Below are 15,231 nucleotides of genomic sequence, written 5' to 3' on the forward strand. Positions count from 1 at the left end.
ACTCCCCTCAGTCACTTACCTAAGTAAGCTCCTGAGGACTGATGGGCCTCGTCCTGAGGCCCCCCCTGCGGGCCAGCGAAAACGCTGTTCAAATCGGTTCCCGACCGATTTGTCATGCTCTTGCCGTCGGGAAGCAACTCCAATTATTTAGGGCATACCTCATCCCATTACGCGTTCAACCCACCAGCTTTTTGGTCATCGCCAGCAGGGTTTTCACGTCCTGCGGACGCGTGTCGCCGCTGGCGGCGTCGATGATCGAGCTGTAGATATGCGGGATCACGCGTTTCACACCGGCCGCCAGCGCGATCTCGACGATCGGCTCGTAGTTTTCCAGATCGATGCCGCCAGTCGGCTCCAGCATAAAGTCATGCTCGGCACAGGCCTTGGCTACGTACTGGTATTCGTCCTTGCACTTCAGGCCGCCCATCGGGAAATACTTGATGGAGCTGCCCCCCATGTCCTTCAGCAAGGCGATGGCGGTTTCCACCGGCACGATGCCGTCCGGCGCTGCGGCGCTCAATGGGCCGGTAGAGATCTTCACCCAGCCGACGCGGCCGGTCGGCGACACCAGGCCGTTGACCACGCTGTCGTTCTGGCCCAGCAGCGCGCGGCTGGCGCCGACGCCGGTAAACACCTGGTTAACGTGCTGCGGCTGCACCTGCTGAGCGATCAGGCTGACCATCGCCGACTGCTTCGGATCGCCGGCGCCCAGGCCGACCGAGAGCGCGTTTTCAATCAGGCGCGCATAGCGCAGCATGTCGGTCACCGCGCTGTCGACGTCCGGGTAGTTCTTGGAGAGCACGCCCACCAGCACATGGCCTTCCGCCGCGGCATAGATGTCCTGCGCGTTGGCTTTGGAACCGGCCAGCACGTTCAGGCAGACGCGGTCGCGATAGTAGTTAGGCTGCAGCTTCATGCTTGTTTCTCCGTAAACAGGTTCTTGATACAGCTAAAGACGGTCATCAGCTGTTGCTCGTCGACGCTGCGCACGTCAACCTCAATCTTGCCCTCGTTGGCCTTGTAGCCGCGGAAGTAGATGGCAATATCGCCGGTTTTCAGCGCCTGGACGATGTCATAGGTCGACCGCCCCAGCACCGCTTCGTCGAAAGTGATCTCGGCGCGGGCGATATCGCGGCCGGCGCTGTCCCAGACGGTTTTGGCGCTGACGCCGGTCAGGGTGTTGAGGCTATCGAGGAACGGCGTCATCCGCTCCACCATCTGTTGCCCGGTGGTTTTCTCAAGCGTCAGATAGCTTTCAATTGCCTGCGTCAGGCCGAGGATGCCCTCTTTGCCGACCTTCATCGCCCGGCCGATGCCGCCGGACTGCAGCTTCACCCACTCGACGTACTGTTTCTTGCCGATCACCAGGCCGCTGGTCGGCCCCTCGATGGCTTTGGCGCCGCTGTAGATCACCAGATCGGCCCCCATCTGGTAGTAACACATCAGATCTTCTTCCGCCGCGGCGTCGACGATCAGCGGCAGGTTATGTTTGCGCGCCACCACCGCCGCCTGTTCGACGGACAGAATGCTTTTCTGCACGCAGTGGTGCGATTTGACGTACAGGATCGCCGCCGTCTGCGGCGTGATGCAGGCTTCAATCTGCTCCGGCGAACATTCGTTGGCGTAGCCCGCCTCCACCACCTTGCCGCCGCCCAGCGCCACCATGGTGTCCACCGGCGCGCCGAAGTTGACGTTGTGGCCGCGCGGCAACACGATCTCGCGCGGCACGGTGATCGGCGCCGAGTGCAGGTTCACCAGCAGATTGGCGTTATCTTTAACGATCGCTGCCGCCACCGACTGGGCGATGCCCGCCGAGGCGCAGGAAACGATCACCGCGTCCTCCACGTTGAGCAGGTCAGCGATGTAGGCGCCGGTCTTGTTGACCAGATCCTTGATTTCGAAGTAGTGATTCAGGCCGTAATCAACGGCGTCGATCACGTCCTGGCGCGGCGTGGAAACGCCGAGAATGGTCATGCGGCCGGAGGTGTTGATCACCTGCTTCAAACCGTATTTTTCATAAATCGAAGACATGGCTTGCCTCCCCTTGTTCGGTTAATAGGATTTCCCCGGCCACCACCGCGGCCAGCGGCACCAGCAGCTGTTCGCCCTCGGCGGTTTGCCCTTCGGCGTCGGCGAAGACCTGCGGTTCGCGGCGCAGTTCAAACAGCGTGAAATCGGCGTCATAGCCCGGCTCCAGCCGGCCCTTGCCGCTCAGCTGCAGCGCCGACGCGGCGTTCTCCGTGACGCAGGCGATCACCTGCGGCAGCGTCAGGCCGACGCTGAAGAATTTGGACATCACCGTCGCCAGGCTATGCACCGGCCCGTTCATGCGGTTGTGGCAGTAAATATCGGAGCTGATGGTGTGCGGCAAAATCCCCAATTTGATCGCCTGGCGCGCCACCTCGAAGCTGAAGCTGGCGGTGCCGTGCCCCACGTCGAGCAACACGCCGCGCCGCAGCGCGCGCTGGATAGACTCGCGCAATGTGCCCGCCGGCGTCAGAATACGGTTTGGTTTGCCGTTGTAGCAGTGGGTGATGATGTCGCCGCGGATCAGCAGATCGGCGATCTCGTCCAGATCCGGCGGGTTGTTGCCGATATGCACCATCAGCGGCAGCTGGCGGTTTTCCTGCTGGATCTCTTTGGCCAACACCAGCGGCCGGGTGCCGTTTTTCCCCACCACGCTGCTGCTCATGCGCGCCTTGATGCCGATGATGAAACCGGGGTGGTTGGCGATGGCCTGGCCGGCCTCGCGCTTGTCGATGTCCGCCATATCCGCCAGCTCGTTCTGCCGCAGCAGGCCGATGCGCGAGATGTTGAGGAAGGCGAAAACGTTGGTTTTGGCGCTGCGCGTCAGCTGATAAAAAGCGTCGATATCGTCGGCGCCGGTGCTGCCGGCGTCGACTACGCTGGTGACGCCGCTGGCGACACCGACCCGATCCGGTTCGTCATGGTAAATCGGCGATTCGGGATAGCAGTGCACGTGCGCATCGATCCAACCGGCGCTCAGGCAGCAGTTGCCCGCCAGATCCAGTTGGCGAACGGCGCTGACGTCCGCCGCCAGCCGCCCCACCGAGGCTATTTTGCCGTCCTTTACCGCCAGATCGATCAGCGTGTCGTCCGCCAGTCTGGCGCCTCTGATTACTAAGTCATACATACCGCATTGCTCCTGTTAGCCCGGGCGCCGCCGCAGCATCGGGCGGCGCCTGGCGCAGGCCTCTTAAGAAATGGCTACCGGGAAGATCGCTCCCAGGATCATCGCGCCGAGGATCGCTCCGCCGGTGATCGGTTTGCCCCAGATATAGAACAGCAGCGCGCCAAGCAGCGAACCGATGCCGATCGGGATCGAAGCGGTCATCGCCGACAGGATGATCAACGGCCCGAGGAAACGGCCCGACGAGTTGCCCGCGCCCATCATCACGTCCGCGCCGTAGGTGGAGTTGCTCTGATTGATGGTGAATTTGCGCGCCAGGATGATCACGTAACCGATCGCCAGGCCGATGATCAGACCGGTGGCCAGCGACGCGGCGAAGTTGGCGACCGGGAACACGATGCCGGCCCCCAGCAGCAGCGCCGGGACGCCCAGCCCGACGCCGGTCTGGATCGCGCCGCCGATGTCCAGGATGCCCACCAGCGAGCCTTCGATGATGCGCGCGAACAGGAAGCTGGCGCCGAACGCCGCCACCGCGCCGTACACGCCGGTATCCATCCCTGCCCGCAGCATGGAGACGAACGCCACTTCGTTAAAGGCGCCGATGCCGTACAGGTAGTACATGTGCGTCCCGGCGAACACGCCGGAGGACAGCAGGCCAACAAAAATCGGGAATGACCAGTCGGCGTACCAGAAGCCTTTTTGGGTTTGCTCTTCCATCATCCCGCTCCTTATTTACCGCTCAGGGTGTTGTGAATGGCGTCCAGCCAGCCCGGCACGCCGAGGCTGAAGGACTCGAGAACTTTCATGTCGAAGCCGCGGAAGAAGCCGCTCAGCACGAACAACAGCACGATCACCGCCATCATGATCTTGGTTATCTTGTTCCAGCCGCTCTCTTCCACGCCTTTGCCGATCAGAATGCCCAGCACCAGGCCCGGTACGGCGTTGCCCATGATCAGCTGCGCCAGGCCGCCGAAGATGGTGCCCCAGAAGCCGGAACGGCGCCCGGCGTCGATCGCCGCCAACCAGAAGATCACCGGCATCACGGTATTCACCAGCAGGTTGGCCGCCGGCACCAGCACCTTGATCGCGGTGACCTGCAGCGCGGCGGGCACGGCGGAAGCGGTGGTGTTGAGGAAGGCCACCACCAGCATGCCGATGATGCCGCAGGCGATAGCCATTTTTTTCGGATCGTGCAGCGTTTGCGCCAGGTTGCGGTTCTTGACCATCAAGGCCGCCGCGCCCCAGTGCGGAATGATGCGGTGGTCGACGTCCTGCGTGAAGGAACCCGCCGCCACGGAAGACGCCCAGGCGTTGAAGAAGAAGCCCAGACCGAATGAGAAATGGGAAGCCGGATCGCCCTCGCAGGAGTTCAGCTCGCCCAGGGTGCGAAACGCCCCCATGCCCTGTGTGGTCGGTGCGTGGAACATGCGCGCGGCGCCGGCCCCTACGCCGACCCCCACCAGTCCACCGATAATAATCGATTTAAATAAGATGATTAAAAACATCAGTATACCCTTTCATTTATGCTAACGTTTTTATTTCGTGACGAAGACAACCTTCTCGGTGTTGATAATGGTTACGTTCACGGTTATTTCCAGAGAAACGGCATAGCTTTTTCTTTCGCGCGGCAAAAAGAAGAAAAGAAATTTCTCTTTAGTTATTTTCTCTTCCGCTTTCAAGACGCTGACGTCCTGCGGCTCGATGCGCAGCAGAATATTATTGGTGGACTTTAATACCGCGCCCTGCACATTAGCCAAGGCGGAAGCAAAAGCTTTCGCTTTGCTGTCGCCTTTACCCTCCACCTTTACCGATGTGGTATATTGCTCTTTCATTATGGATTGCCATGTTTTTTGACGTAGGCTTCCACCAGTTTCTGGCCCAGCTCTTCTTTATCCATAAAGCCGAAGCCCAGCACGTTGTAGCCTTCGTTAATTGCCGTCACGCCCTCTTCCACCGAACGCATGCCGTATTTTGCCTTGTAGCCGTGTTTGGTTTGCGCGGTAATCGCGCCGGCGCCGCCGCTGCCGCAAAAAGAGATGCCCAGCTGCGCGTTTTCCGCTTTCATCACGTCGCCCAGCTTCATATCCGCCGCCACGCCGGGGATGACTACCGCTTTTCCGCCTGCGCTTTCAACGCCTTGTCCGACTTTTTGCCCTTTACCCAAACGATCGCCGATCACTACGGTAATTTGACCCATGGTATATTCTCCTGATTGAAATCGATGCGTTAACCGCTATGCGTTATTATCTTTCGCCACTTCGAAGTGCACGGACAGCAAATAGGCTTCTTCGATAGGCAATGTGCCAAACTGATTCACCACGCGCTCCGCCATTTGCATGGATTCGGCAGAAATTTCGTCGAATAACGATTTATCCACCTCCGGCAATGGCTCACCGGTTATTGAACGCAGCACCATGGCGCGAATATGCGACTCCAGCATCTGTTGCTGCACCGCATTGGTATAAATATTGTCAGCATTCAGCATCGCGGTAATATCCGCCAATACCCGAGCGGTGATCGCCCCGGCTTCGCTGACATCGGATTGTTCAATTTCTTTTATCGAAGCAGATCCATCATTCACTTTTCAGTACCCCTAGATCCCACATTAATCAGTAAGCCGTAAAGCGCATCACCTGAATAACCCGCTTTCTGTGATGTCTTTACCCTACCCCCGCCAGGATTTTCTGTGTAGACCGGTTTTTTCCAGTTCGAAGTGGAAATCGAATGACGCGCAGAGATCCATTTCGCAAAACGGCGCGGCGGCGAAAAAGTAAATGAGATAACAATTACATAACCCGGCTAACGGTTTTTTTTGCCTCGATTGACGATAAAAGCCTTCGTGATCGGGATCTCTTTCTTTTCTCGCCTCAACCGCCTACTATCAATAGGACAAACCGACATTACCCACACCCCCGCTCCTCTGGCGCGGGGGTGTTGCTTTGTGTTGTTTTTCCGAATTTATGGGTGCACAGACTGGCACCCTTTGATTTGACTGGAGAGTGGAATGACCAAACCCATCATTACTATTAATGAGCTGGATGCGGAACGCCTGGATGCGCTATTGGAACAACCGGCCTTTGCCAACACCGACGTCGCCGCCGCGCTGAACGACGAATTGGATCGCGCGGAGATCCTGCCGCCTGAGAAGATGCCGGCCAACGTGGTGACCATGAACAGCCGCGTGCGTTTTCGCGATCTGCACACCGATGAAGAGCACGTGCGCACGCTGGTCTATCCGGCATCGCTGAAAGACAGCCACGATCAGCTGTCGGTGATGGCGCCACTGGGCGCAGCGCTGCTCGGCATGCACGTCGGCAAGCAGATCTCCTGGCAATTGCCGAACGGTGAAGAAGCGCGGATTGAAGTGCTGGAATTGCTGTACCAGCCGGAAGCGGCGGGCGAATACCACCGTTAGGCGGTTATCAGGGCGGCATCCGGCCGCCCTTTCTGTCTCAGAGGCAGATGGCGATCAGCACGGCGATCAGCAGCAGTACGTAGATTTTGGCATGTAGTGCATCGCTCACCTTCGGCAAACAGCGCCTGGCAAACACGATCCCCGCAATCCCCGCCGCCACCAGCAGCCCCAGAATGTTCAGATTGACGTAGCCCAGATACTGCGGCCCGCTCATCTCGCGCCACCCCAACACGACATACATCAGCGCGCCGATCACCGCAACCGGGATCGACAACGGGTTGGCGGCGCTGACGCAATACTTCATGTCATAACCATGGCGGCGCAGCAGCGGCACGGTCATCACGCTGCCGCCCACCCCCAGCAGAGTGGCGATGCCACCGATCAGCGGCCCGCCGCCCCACAGCGTGGCGGTGGACAGTTCGGCGCGCGCCGGTTTGATCAGGAAGCCCCGGCGGAACAGACAGTCGGCGATGGTCACCGCCATATAGACCACGAACAGCCCACGTATCACGCCGTCCGCCAACAGCGAGGAGGCGAACGCGCCCAGCGCCGCCCCGATGCCGATGAAAAAGATCAGCGGCACGATGGCTTCGCGCAGCAGGTTGCCGCTGCGCCAGTTGGTCAGGGTGGCGTAACTGGCGTTGAGGATCATCACCGCCGTCGAGGTCGCCACCGCAATATGCATCGCCTGACCGGGCTGCTCGCCCGACGCGGAGATCAAGTGATAGACAAAGGGCACCACCACAAAACCGCCGCCGAAGCCGAACAGAATAGTGGTGATGCCGGTCAGAAAACCGGCACCCAGCACGATGAGCGTTTCAATCATGGCCGTGCGCCCGAACGAAGTCGTCGAACCCGGCGCAGAACTGCCCCGCCAGCGGGTGGAAACGATCGCCGACGAACAGCCCCAGGTACTGTTCGCGCACGGCGTCATGGTCCACCAGCTCAATGCCCGCCTGTTCCGCCAGCGCCAGCGTCTGCGCGTCCGGGAAGCCCCAATAGCGCGAATCGCCCTGCTTCTCCGCCGCTATCGCTTCGCTGTGCTCCGCCCGCATCAGCTGGCGCGCCAGGAAGCCGCCGCTCTGCACGCCCAGCAGCATCATATTTTCCAGGAACGACAGGTCGTGACGCAGCTCGGCAGGCAAGCGGGCGAGCACCGGCCCCGCGTCCCAGTGCTCATCCATTTCATGCAGCGTCACCGCACAATCCTTGTCACCGTTCATCATCGCCCGGAACAGCGTCATCACCCCGCGATAGCGCGGCAAATCCCCCGGATGCAGGTTCCACAGCAGCTTGCCGCGTCGGCTGAAGGCGCGCACATAGTCAGCGGAAAATTTCTGATAACAACGCAGGGAGATCACCCCGTCCATATGCCCGAGGCTGCTGATAAACGTGGCGTCGTTGATGTCGAGAACGCGATGCGCTTTTACCCCGGCGGCGGCCAGGAACAGGGCCGGCGGCTGATAGGCGCCCTCGCAGACGCCGGCGTTGCGGCCAACGAACGGAAACACGAAATCATTCAGCACTTCGCGCTCATACAACCCCAGTCGGCGAACCGCCGGCTCCTGTGTGCGTCCGGCGCTTTTCGCCAGGGGGAAATACACCGTAAAAGCACAGTCGTCCTTCAGGGCGGCGATCAGATCCTGGCACACCAGCCAGGAGAAAATGTCGTTGCCGACAAAGAGCGCTACGTTTTTCATACTTCAGCCTTCTTTGCATTGAAAATAGGGTTATTGAACACGATCTTGCTGATATCCCGCGTGATGGATTCCATCGCCGAGGTGTAGAAAAGGTCGCCCTTGGCGGGCGCGCCGAGCGAGTAAAGATGCTGCTCGCGACCGCGGCGGTCCGCGATTTTCAGCGTATGCGGGTCGCACTTCACGCCGCCGAACAGGTTCTCCTGCACCAGCCCATCCTCCAGCAGCTGATGGCTCAGGCGATTGGGCGGCAGTTGATAAGAGGGCGTGGTGCAGTTGAACAGGTATTGCGTATGCACCCGAGCATCATGGCAACGCAGGATAAACCCGTCCGCTCCCTTGCTGATATCCGCCAGGCCGCCACAGACGCGCAGACGCTGGCTCTCCAGGGCCGCCGCGATCTTGTTGGCGTTTTTGATCGGCATGGCGTGCCGATTGCGCATCCAGGAGGAGTTGTAAAAACGCATGAAGACCTGCCGGTTATGAGCATCCATCTTGACCCAGGCGGCGCAGACTGTCGGATGGATCGCCGCCAGATAGCTGCAGATATGTTCCCGGGCAAAGCGCGCCCGATCGAGGCTGTCCGCCAGATCGCGATAACAGTCGCGCCTTTCCCCCAGCGCCGAAAGCACCACCAACCGCTCCGGCCCCGGATAGTGACGCGCCAGCGCGGCGTTGATCGCATGCACCAGCCGATGCGCATCAATAAAATCATTGCCGGCGACAAAGCGCCGCAGCTCCGTCACAAACGCTTCCGGCGGCGGACGCATCAGCGCCGGCTGCACGCTGGGGAACAGACCGGAACGCGACAGGGCACAGATATCGGTCGCCCCCAAACGCTCCATAAGTTCAACGATGGCGTCGATCGCCGTCAGGCTGCAGCCGATGACACCGATGGCCGAGTAAGGGTTGATCGGCGGCAGCTCCTGATGCGCCTGATAAGCGATCACCCCGTCCACCGGATAGAGACATTCCGGCGGGTTGTGCCCCGAACACAGCACCAGCGCGTTCATCTGTTCGACGGCGCCGCAGGCGGTGGTCAGCCGATAGCCCGCCTCGTGCGGCGCGATGGCGTTCACTTCGGCGGCCACGAAATTCAATGTCACGTTACTGTCCGCCGCCATATACATTGTCATGTCGCGAATAAAATCGAGATATTCCCGATATAGCCAGCGCGGCGGATAACGATCCTGACAAAATTGCGGAAAATGCATGGCGATCCAATCGACGAAATGCGCTTCGTCGAAAATATCCGCCGACATATTTTCCGGCGTCATATTTAATATATGGCTGTCAAAATCGCTGCTGTATGCCATCCCGCCCTTGAAGCCCTGCTTGTCGAAAACCGTCAGGGAAAGCGGTCTTTTGCAATGATTAACCGACTTATTTTTTATAAAGTTATAGGCAAAAGAGATCCCGGCGGCTCCGCCGCCAATCACACCGAACTTATACATGAAATATCACCTTATAGTCATTGAACTGCGCTAAGAACTATTGCTTCAGGTGTTGGAATAAAAAGACGCCTTATTCCTTATTAACTTCTTGTATTGCGAGAACGAGAACGCTCGTCCCACCCCGGTGTGAAAACTTGCACGGGCTTCCTGGCCGATAAAATAACGGCGCCCCGGACAAGCATTATTTTTCTGCCCCGATAGTAGAACCCGGGGAGCTGGCTTGCTTTATATGAAGGGCCAACTATCATTGCGTTTCGGCCAATCTGCTCGCCAAAGGGGATACATGCGCAATGTTCGCATTGATGACTTCGACCATGTAGCGCGCGCGGTGATCGCCATCGGGACCGACTATCCGCCGGGGCACCTGTTGCCGATGCACAGCCACCGGCGCGCGCAGTTGCTGTACGGCGCCACCGGCGTGATGCACGTTTTCACGCAGCAAGGCAATTGGGTGGTCCCGCCACAGCACGCGGTATGGCTGCCGCCGCAGATGCCGCACGCGGTGAGGATGGTCGGCGTCACCACTCGCAGCCTGTACCTCGAACCCGGCGCCTTGTCCGCCGCGCAGCCTCAGGTATGCCAGGTGGTCAGCGTCACCCCGCTGATGCGCCAGCTGTTGATGGCGGCGGTGGATATGCCGCTGGAGTATGAGCAAGCGGGACGCGACGGGGCGCTGGCGACCCTGCTGCTGCACGAGCTGGCCCGGCTGCAGCCCTTGCCGCTGCATATCCCGCTGCCCGCCGATCCGCGGCTCGGCGAGCTGTGCCACGCCTTTTTGCAGCATCCCGACGCCCACGACTCCGCGCAGCAGTGGGCCCCGCGTCTGTACATGAGCATTCGCACCTTCAGCCGCTTCTTTCGCGCGCAGACCGGTATGCCGTTTTCGCAATGGCGCCAGCGCGCCTGCGTGGTGCTGGCGCTGGCGCTGCTGGCGGAAGGGTGCAGCGTGACGCAGGTGGCGATGGAGATGGGGTATGACAGCAGCGCGGCGTTTTCAACCATGTTTCGCCGCGTGCTGGGGCAGGCGCCCTCTGCCTATCTGACGGAGGACGGGCGCGAGGGTTGACGGATTAGCGGAATTTCTTGTGGTTGGCGTCGCGGGTCTGCTTGAAGCCCTGCGCCACTTGCTTCGCTTCGGCGACTTTACCTTGATTGGCCAGCGCCAGTGCCTGATCGATCTGGCCGATCAGGGTATCCAATCCGCGATGAAAATCTTGCATTTCCGGGCTGTCGGCGGCTTTGTCCTCCAGCTTCGGCGGGGTGCCTAGTTTGGCGTCCTGCGCCGCCGCGCGCATGTTCTGCAGGCTTTGCTTGAGGGTGGCGGCGGAGTCGGTATTCAGCACCGTTTTGTAGTTTTCCGCCAGGGTGTCCATATCGTCGCCGAGATCGGCGGCGACCGCCAGCGAACTGGCCGCCAGCAGCGCCAACGCCGCCAGCGCTTTCAGGGTATTCTGCATGTTTGCTCACCTTCCAGTTATTGTTTTAATTAACCCACCGTTACCATAGGCAAGGCCGGGCGAAATCGAAACCGGAGATTTGTAAGCAAGGTTGAGACAGGATAATGCGCAGCCGGCGGGCGCCGGCTGCGCTGGGGATCACTGGCCGGCGATCTTCATTTCCGGCAACAGCACCGAACCGCACTGGATATTGCTGCGGGTTTCGATATCGCTGCCGACGCTGACGATGTTGCGCAGCATGTCTTTCAGGTTGCCGGCGATGGTGATCTCGCTGACCGGATATTGGATTTCGCCGTTTTCCACCCAGAAACCGGCGGCACCGCGCGAGTAATCGCCGGTGACGCCGCTGACGCCCTGCCCCATCAACTCGGTGACTACCAGGCCGGTGCCAAGCTGTTTCAGCATGCCGGCAAAGTCGGCGCCCTGCCCGGCAATGCGCCAGTTATGGATGCCGCCGGCATGGCCGGTGCTGTGCAGGCCCAGCTTGCGCGCCGAATAGCTGGTCATCAGCCAGGTCTGCAGCACGCCGTCCTTGACGATATCACGCCGTTGGGTGCGCACGCCTTCGCTGTCGAACGGCGTCGACGCCAGCCCTTTCAACAGATGCGGATGCTCCTCGACGGTCAGCCACGCCGGCAGGATCTGCTTGCCGAGCGAGTCCAGCAGGAAGGTGGATTTGCGATAAACGCTGCTGCCGCTGATGGCGCCCACCAGATGGCCGAACAGCCCAGTGGCCACCTCGGAAGCGAACAGCACCGGCGCCTTCATGGTCGACAGTTTGCGCGGCGCGAGACGCGCCAGCGTGCGGCGGGCGCACTCCTGACCCACCCACTCAGGGCTTTGCAGATCGCCCATCGCCCGGCCGATGGTGTAAGCGTAATCCCGCTCCATGTCGCCGTCCTGCTCCGCGATGACGCAGCTGGACAGCGAGTGACGGCTGGAACAGTAGCTTTGCAGCATGCCGTGGCTGTTGCCGAACACCTTGATGCCGTAGTGGCTGTTGAAGCTGCCGCCTTCGGTGTTGGTGATGCGTTTGTCCGCCGCCAGCGAAGCCTGCTCGGCGCGCGCCGCCAGCTCGATGCCGCGATCGGCGTCCAGTTCGATCGGGTGGAACAGATCGAGATCCGGCGCCTCAAACGCCAGCAACTCTTTCTCCGCCGGGCCGGCGCAAGGATCTTCCGAGGTGTAGCGAGCGATGTCCAGCGCCGCCTGCACGGTGCGGGCGATGGCGTCCGGGCTGAGATCGGTGGATGAGGCGCTGCCTTTGCGTTGGCGGTGATACACGGTAATGCCCAGCGCGCCATCGCTGTTGAACTCGACGTTTTCCACTTCGCCGAAGCGGGTGCTGACGCTGATGCCGGTCGATTTGGTGACCGCGACTTCCGCCGCGTCGGAACCGGCGCGAGCCAGCTCCAGCGCCTGAGAAACGGCCTGTTCCAGCGCCTTGCGCTGTTCTGCAACTTGAGTGACTACTTTCATCAATCTGCCATAATTAATCAGAAAATCGTTGAGAAAAGTGCCGGAGCGGCGTAGTTGTGCACGCGAGGCGGCGCGCAAAAATCCTGAGATCTCTGCCGTTGAGTCTAACAGGAACCGCGTTGAATTTCGCATAAAGCCGAAAGGCAAAACCGGGATAACATGCAAAACTCCCCCGTCACTCGACGATCAGTTTTATCGACTTGCCGATATTCGCCATCATGTTGACCAACGCATCCAGCGTGAACTTCTCGGTTTTCTGATTCACTACGTCGGACACACGCGGCCGGGAAGTGTGCAGATAACGTGCCGCCTCCTCCTGACGATAACCTTCTTCCTCAATCCACGCGCTGATCTCTCCCATCAGCTGCTTTTTCAGTGCGATAAGCTGCGCAATTTCCGCATTGGACTGCGCTTGTAATTGCCGAGCCTCGTCGGCGGAAAACCCCAAGTCCGCAAACACATTGCCGCCTGTTGGCGTAACGTGGCGCGAACCGGTATCAATCGGCTTGGTCATGACCTTTACTCCGCTCATTAATGACCGCGTCATAACGCGCTTTGATTATCTGAATATCGTGGCGGCTGGTTTTCTCCGCCTTCTTTTGAAAGCTGTGCAGAACGTAGATCGCTTCGCTGAACTTTGCCACATAGACCACCCTGAACGCACCGCCGATGGCATATAAACGGATTTCGATAACGCCACTTCCGCAGCTGACCATCGGTTTCCAATTACCGGGTTCCAGACCTCTTTGCACTTTACTCAGTTCAAATCCTGCCGCTTTTCGCGCATCGATTGGAAAGGCCAGCAAATCCGCTAACGATGAACCGCGCCAATCAATGGCTTTCTCGATGCCGTCATCCATGAATACCACCTCCTTTTGTATAAAATTTTATACATACATGATGATAAAAACAACAGCATGAATTCAGAGGACAGGCGGCAAGGCATGATAATGCCCCAGTGTGGCAGCTATACTCAGTTTGCTCAGGGCACGCAATTGGCGGGTTGCCGGACAACCTGTTAGGATTAGCCTCTTTTTAACGGAGCCTACCATGAACAAACAGCCTGAAGACTGGCTCGACGATGTCCCGGAGAATGAAAACGAGGACGATGACGAGATTATCTGGGTCAGTAAAAGTGAAATTAAACGTGATGCCGAAGCGCTGAAAGACCTGGGGGCCGAAATGGTCGATCTGGGCAAAAACGCGCTGGACCGCATTCCGTTGGACGAAGATTTGCGTGCCGCCATCGAGCTGGCGCAAAAGATCAAGAAAGAAGGCCGTCGCCGTCAGCTGCAGTTGATCGGCAAGATGCTGCGCGCCCGCGATATCGAGCCGATCCAGACCGCACTCGACAAGCTGAAAAACCGCCACAACCAGCAGGTTTCGCTGTTCCATAAGCTGGAAGCGCTGCGCGACCGCCTGGTGGAAGAAGGCGATGACGCTATCCCGTCGATCCTGGATCTGTACCCGGCCGCCGATCGCCAACAGCTGCGTTCACTGGTGCGCAACGCGCAGAAAGAGAAGGCCGCCAACAAGCCGCCTAAGGCTTACCGCCAGATCTTCCAATACCTGCGCGAGCTGGCCGAAGCGACCGACTAAGCGCTGCCGCCATCCCGGGATGAACCCGTTTCATCCCCGGTGATGCGCCGGTTCGCCGCTGCTTTCGCGGATATTGAAACGCAGGCTGCCTTCCAGCTCTTCTTCCGCCTCTTCAAACAGCAGAATGATCGCGCCGAAACGACGCTTGCTGCGGGCATTCAGGTGGGTGAACTCGATTTCCACCGGCAAACCGATATCGCCGGTCACCACGTCCCACAGCGCGTCGAGGTTGGCGCCAAACTCCTCGTTCAGCGCAAACTTGTGCGCGAAATCGCGGTAGAAGGCCGGCACATCCTGGATCTGCTCAAAATCAAACTCTACTTTTGCCATCAAACTCACTCCACACGAATGAAGTTTTTGTAATGGTCGCGCGTGACGAAGATCAGACCGTCGCTCGAATACAGCAGGCGATCGGCGCCGCGCCGGCCACACTGGTAATTGATGTCCGCTTCGCGCCAAACCCGGCCGCCGGCGGTCGGCAACTGCCCCTCACGGTTAGAGAATCGATCGCCGCCAATCGCCTTGCCCGGCAATACCGAACAGAGGTTGCCTGAACGCGGATCCCAACCCTGCTCTCGCGCCTGCTTCTTGGTGACGTAATAGTCCGGCAGGCGCTGATGCTGCTGCAGGTAACTCACCACCGTTTGCTGCTGCGTGAGCCGATCGATGCTCTGCGGCTGCCCCGCCGATGCCGGTGCCTGCGTTACCGCCGGGTTGCCGCCGATCGCTCGGTGCTCGTTGCCGCGCAAGGCGCTGAAAACGGCGATAACGACGGCGATGACGATCGCCAACAGAATCCGCTTGTTCATGACATTCCCTGAAATTATGCCGCGGGAGGCGCCGCAGCTCCCCCAGGCTAGTTAGGTATATAGCCGTTCTGGATGAAACTAAGATGACCGCCGCGTAACGTTTTCGCGGCGGCGAAGGTTTCATCCATTCATGACAATGATGCCACTTTCCAGCCGTTCTGGCACTCGGA

The 15,231-nt window shown here is 59.5% G+C and carries 20 protein-coding genes; 3 read left to right on the forward strand and 17 right to left on the reverse strand.

What is annotated here, in order from left to right; translation table 11 throughout:
* Positions 1-175: 175 nt before the first annotated feature.
* The 8 genes from dagF to AC6BYQ_RS17575 form a co-directional block, all read right to left on the reverse strand.
* The gene (dagF, locus tag AC6BYQ_RS17540) at positions 176-916 is read right to left on the reverse strand and encodes a 2-dehydro-3-deoxy-phosphogluconate aldolase (protein ID WP_033648993.1); all 741 of its coding nucleotides are present in this window, start codon (positions 914-916) and stop codon (positions 176-178) included.
* Positions 913-2,031, reverse strand: a complete 1,119-nt coding sequence (locus AC6BYQ_RS17545; RefSeq protein ID WP_019453145.1) for a DgaE family pyridoxal phosphate-dependent ammonia lyase — start codon at positions 2,029-2,031, stop codon at positions 913-915. The genes dagF and AC6BYQ_RS17545 overlap by 4 nt, the downstream gene beginning before the upstream one ends.
* Complete coding sequence (locus tag AC6BYQ_RS17550) at positions 2,015-3,154, reverse strand: amidohydrolase/deacetylase family metallohydrolase (RefSeq protein WP_498057274.1); 1,140 nt, start codon at positions 3,152-3,154, stop codon at positions 2,015-2,017. Before AC6BYQ_RS17550 ends, AC6BYQ_RS17545 begins: the two co-directional genes overlap by 17 nt.
* Before the next feature lie 63 nt (positions 3,155-3,217).
* Positions 3,218-3,868 (reverse strand): DUF4310 family protein, encoded by a 651-nt coding sequence (locus AC6BYQ_RS17555; protein WP_004937013.1) that lies wholly within the window; start codon positions 3,866-3,868, stop codon positions 3,218-3,220.
* Between the two features lie 11 nt (positions 3,869-3,879).
* Positions 3,880-4,656: a DUF4311 domain-containing protein gene (locus tag AC6BYQ_RS17560; protein ID WP_004937006.1), complete on the reverse strand. Its 777-nt coding sequence runs from the start codon at positions 4,654-4,656 to the stop codon at positions 3,880-3,882.
* Positions 4,657-4,686: 30 nt separating this feature from the next.
* Entirely contained in the window at positions 4,687-4,983 is a 297-nt protein-coding gene (locus tag AC6BYQ_RS17565) for a DUF4312 family protein (protein ID WP_019453147.1), read from the reverse strand.
* Positions 4,983-5,348 (reverse strand): glycine-rich SFCGS family protein, encoded by a 366-nt coding sequence (locus AC6BYQ_RS17570; RefSeq protein WP_019453148.1) that lies wholly within the window; start codon positions 5,346-5,348, stop codon positions 4,983-4,985. Before AC6BYQ_RS17570 ends, AC6BYQ_RS17565 begins: the two co-directional genes overlap by 1 nt.
* Positions 5,349-5,384: 36 nt before the next feature.
* Positions 5,385-5,711 (reverse strand): glycine dehydrogenase, encoded by a 327-nt coding sequence (locus AC6BYQ_RS17575; RefSeq protein WP_086012753.1) that lies wholly within the window; start codon positions 5,709-5,711, stop codon positions 5,385-5,387.
* Between the two features lie 444 nt (positions 5,712-6,155).
* On the opposite strand from AC6BYQ_RS17575, the gene rnk reads away from it, so the two are divergent.
* Positions 6,156-6,566: a nucleoside diphosphate kinase regulator gene (rnk, locus tag AC6BYQ_RS17580; protein WP_004936993.1), complete on the forward strand. Its 411-nt coding sequence runs from the start codon at positions 6,156-6,158 to the stop codon at positions 6,564-6,566.
* A 37-nt stretch (positions 6,567-6,603) separates the two neighbouring features.
* On the opposite strand, the gene AC6BYQ_RS17585 is transcribed toward rnk, so the two are convergent.
* From AC6BYQ_RS17585 to AC6BYQ_RS17595, 3 genes are read right to left on the reverse strand one after another with little or no spacing between them, the layout of a single operon-like run.
* A complete protein-coding gene (locus AC6BYQ_RS17585) occupies positions 6,604-7,392 on the reverse strand; it encodes a sulfite exporter TauE/SafE family protein (protein ID WP_498057275.1) in 789 nt (262 codons plus the stop codon).
* Positions 7,385-8,266 (reverse strand): formyltransferase family protein, encoded by an 882-nt coding sequence (locus tag AC6BYQ_RS17590; protein ID WP_498057276.1) that lies wholly within the window; start codon positions 8,264-8,266, stop codon positions 7,385-7,387. The genes AC6BYQ_RS17585 and AC6BYQ_RS17590 overlap by 8 nt, the downstream gene beginning before the upstream one ends.
* Positions 8,263-9,717: an FAD/NAD(P)-binding protein gene (locus AC6BYQ_RS17595; protein WP_498057277.1), complete on the reverse strand. Its 1,455-nt coding sequence runs from the start codon at positions 9,715-9,717 to the stop codon at positions 8,263-8,265. The genes AC6BYQ_RS17590 and AC6BYQ_RS17595 overlap by 4 nt, the downstream gene beginning before the upstream one ends.
* Positions 9,718-10,000: 283 nt before the next feature.
* Between AC6BYQ_RS17595 and AC6BYQ_RS17600 the strand changes: the two genes are divergently transcribed.
* Positions 10,001-10,783, forward strand: a complete 783-nt coding sequence (locus AC6BYQ_RS17600) for an AraC family transcriptional regulator (protein WP_019453153.1) — start codon at positions 10,001-10,003, stop codon at positions 10,781-10,783.
* A 4-nt stretch (positions 10,784-10,787) separates the two neighbouring features.
* On the opposite strand, the gene cybC is transcribed toward AC6BYQ_RS17600, so the two are convergent.
* From cybC to AC6BYQ_RS17620, 4 genes are all read right to left on the reverse strand, one after another.
* Positions 10,788-11,174, reverse strand: coding sequence for a cytochrome b562 (gene cybC / locus AC6BYQ_RS17605; protein ID WP_019453154.1), 387 nt, complete (start codon positions 11,172-11,174; stop codon positions 10,788-10,790).
* Between the two features lie 138 nt (positions 11,175-11,312).
* Entirely contained in the window at positions 11,313-12,653 is a 1,341-nt protein-coding gene (gene pmbA, locus AC6BYQ_RS17610; RefSeq protein WP_063918690.1) for a metalloprotease PmbA, read from the reverse strand.
* A gap of 175 nt (positions 12,654-12,828) precedes the next feature.
* The gene (locus tag AC6BYQ_RS17615; protein ID WP_498057278.1) at positions 12,829-13,167 is read right to left on the reverse strand and encodes a helix-turn-helix domain-containing protein; all 339 of its coding nucleotides are present in this window, start codon (positions 13,165-13,167) and stop codon (positions 12,829-12,831) included.
* The gene (locus AC6BYQ_RS17620; protein ID WP_498057279.1) at positions 13,151-13,513 is read right to left on the reverse strand and encodes a type II toxin-antitoxin system RelE/ParE family toxin; all 363 of its coding nucleotides are present in this window, start codon (positions 13,511-13,513) and stop codon (positions 13,151-13,153) included. Before AC6BYQ_RS17620 ends, AC6BYQ_RS17615 begins: the two co-directional genes overlap by 17 nt.
* A gap of 190 nt (positions 13,514-13,703) precedes the next feature.
* On the opposite strand from AC6BYQ_RS17620, the gene yjgA reads away from it, so the two are divergent.
* Complete coding sequence (yjgA, locus tag AC6BYQ_RS17625) at positions 13,704-14,252, forward strand: ribosome biogenesis factor YjgA (RefSeq protein ID WP_197667931.1); 549 nt, start codon at positions 13,704-13,706, stop codon at positions 14,250-14,252.
* Positions 14,253-14,282: 30 nt separating this feature from the next.
* Here yjgA and AC6BYQ_RS17630 read toward each other — a convergent pair whose 3' ends face one another.
* Together AC6BYQ_RS17630 and AC6BYQ_RS17635 are read right to left on the reverse strand one after the other, a co-directional pair.
* Positions 14,283-14,582: a barstar family protein gene (locus tag AC6BYQ_RS17630; RefSeq protein ID WP_019453157.1), complete on the reverse strand. Its 300-nt coding sequence runs from the start codon at positions 14,580-14,582 to the stop codon at positions 14,283-14,285.
* A 5-nt stretch (positions 14,583-14,587) separates the two neighbouring features.
* On the reverse strand, positions 14,588-15,061 hold the full coding sequence (locus tag AC6BYQ_RS17635) for a ribonuclease (protein WP_019453158.1): 474 nt from the start codon (positions 15,059-15,061) through the stop codon (positions 14,588-14,590).
* Positions 15,062-15,231 lie beyond the last annotated feature (170 nt).

Source organism: Serratia sp. LTN-2 (genome assembly GCF_059740205.1).

Excerpts from the sequence above, each read along its gene's own strand:
- pmbA (WP_063918690.1), bottom strand. The coding sequence starts at position 12,653 with ATGAAAGTAGTCACTCAAGTTGCAGAACAGCGCAAGGCGCTGGAACAG.
- AC6BYQ_RS17620 (WP_498057279.1), bottom strand. The coding sequence starts at position 13,513 with ATGGATGACGGCATCGAGAAAGCCATTGATTGGCGCGGTTCATCGTTA.
- yjgA (WP_197667931.1), top strand. The coding sequence starts at position 13,704 with ATGAACAAACAGCCTGAAGACTGGCTCGACGATGTCCCGGAGAATGAA.
- dagF (WP_033648993.1), bottom strand. The coding sequence starts at position 916 with ATGAAGCTGCAGCCTAACTACTATCGCGACCGCGTCTGCCTGAACGTG.
- AC6BYQ_RS17585 (WP_498057275.1), bottom strand. The coding sequence starts at position 7,392 with ATGATTGAAACGCTCATCGTGCTGGGTGCCGGTTTTCTGACCGGCATC.
- AC6BYQ_RS17555 (WP_004937013.1), bottom strand. The coding sequence starts at position 3,868 with ATGGAAGAGCAAACCCAAAAAGGCTTCTGGTACGCCGACTGGTCATTC.
- cybC (WP_019453154.1), bottom strand. The coding sequence starts at position 11,174 with ATGCAGAATACCCTGAAAGCGCTGGCGGCGTTGGCGCTGCTGGCGGCC.
- AC6BYQ_RS17595 (WP_498057277.1), bottom strand. The coding sequence starts at position 9,717 with ATGTATAAGTTCGGTGTGATTGGCGGCGGAGCCGCCGGGATCTCTTTT.
- AC6BYQ_RS17545 (WP_019453145.1), bottom strand. The coding sequence starts at position 2,031 with ATGTCTTCGATTTATGAAAAATACGGTTTGAAGCAGGTGATCAACACC.
- AC6BYQ_RS17570 (WP_019453148.1), bottom strand. The coding sequence starts at position 5,348 with ATGGGTCAAATTACCGTAGTGATCGGCGATCGTTTGGGTAAAGGGCAA.
- AC6BYQ_RS17600 (WP_019453153.1), top strand. The coding sequence starts at position 10,001 with ATGCGCAATGTTCGCATTGATGACTTCGACCATGTAGCGCGCGCGGTG.
- AC6BYQ_RS17560 (WP_004937006.1), bottom strand. The coding sequence starts at position 4,656 with ATGTTTTTAATCATCTTATTTAAATCGATTATTATCGGTGGACTGGTG.
- AC6BYQ_RS17630 (WP_019453157.1), bottom strand. The coding sequence starts at position 14,582 with ATGGCAAAAGTAGAGTTTGATTTTGAGCAGATCCAGGATGTGCCGGCC.
- AC6BYQ_RS17590 (WP_498057276.1), bottom strand. The coding sequence starts at position 8,266 with ATGAAAAACGTAGCGCTCTTTGTCGGCAACGACATTTTCTCCTGGCTG.
- AC6BYQ_RS17550 (WP_498057274.1), bottom strand. The coding sequence starts at position 3,154 with ATGTATGACTTAGTAATCAGAGGCGCCAGACTGGCGGACGACACGCTG.
- AC6BYQ_RS17565 (WP_019453147.1), bottom strand. The coding sequence starts at position 4,983 with ATGAAAGAGCAATATACCACATCGGTAAAGGTGGAGGGTAAAGGCGAC.
- AC6BYQ_RS17615 (WP_498057278.1), bottom strand. The coding sequence starts at position 13,167 with ATGACCAAGCCGATTGATACCGGTTCGCGCCACGTTACGCCAACAGGC.
- AC6BYQ_RS17635 (WP_019453158.1), bottom strand. The coding sequence starts at position 15,061 with ATGAACAAGCGGATTCTGTTGGCGATCGTCATCGCCGTCGTTATCGCC.
- rnk (WP_004936993.1), top strand. The coding sequence starts at position 6,156 with ATGACCAAACCCATCATTACTATTAATGAGCTGGATGCGGAACGCCTG.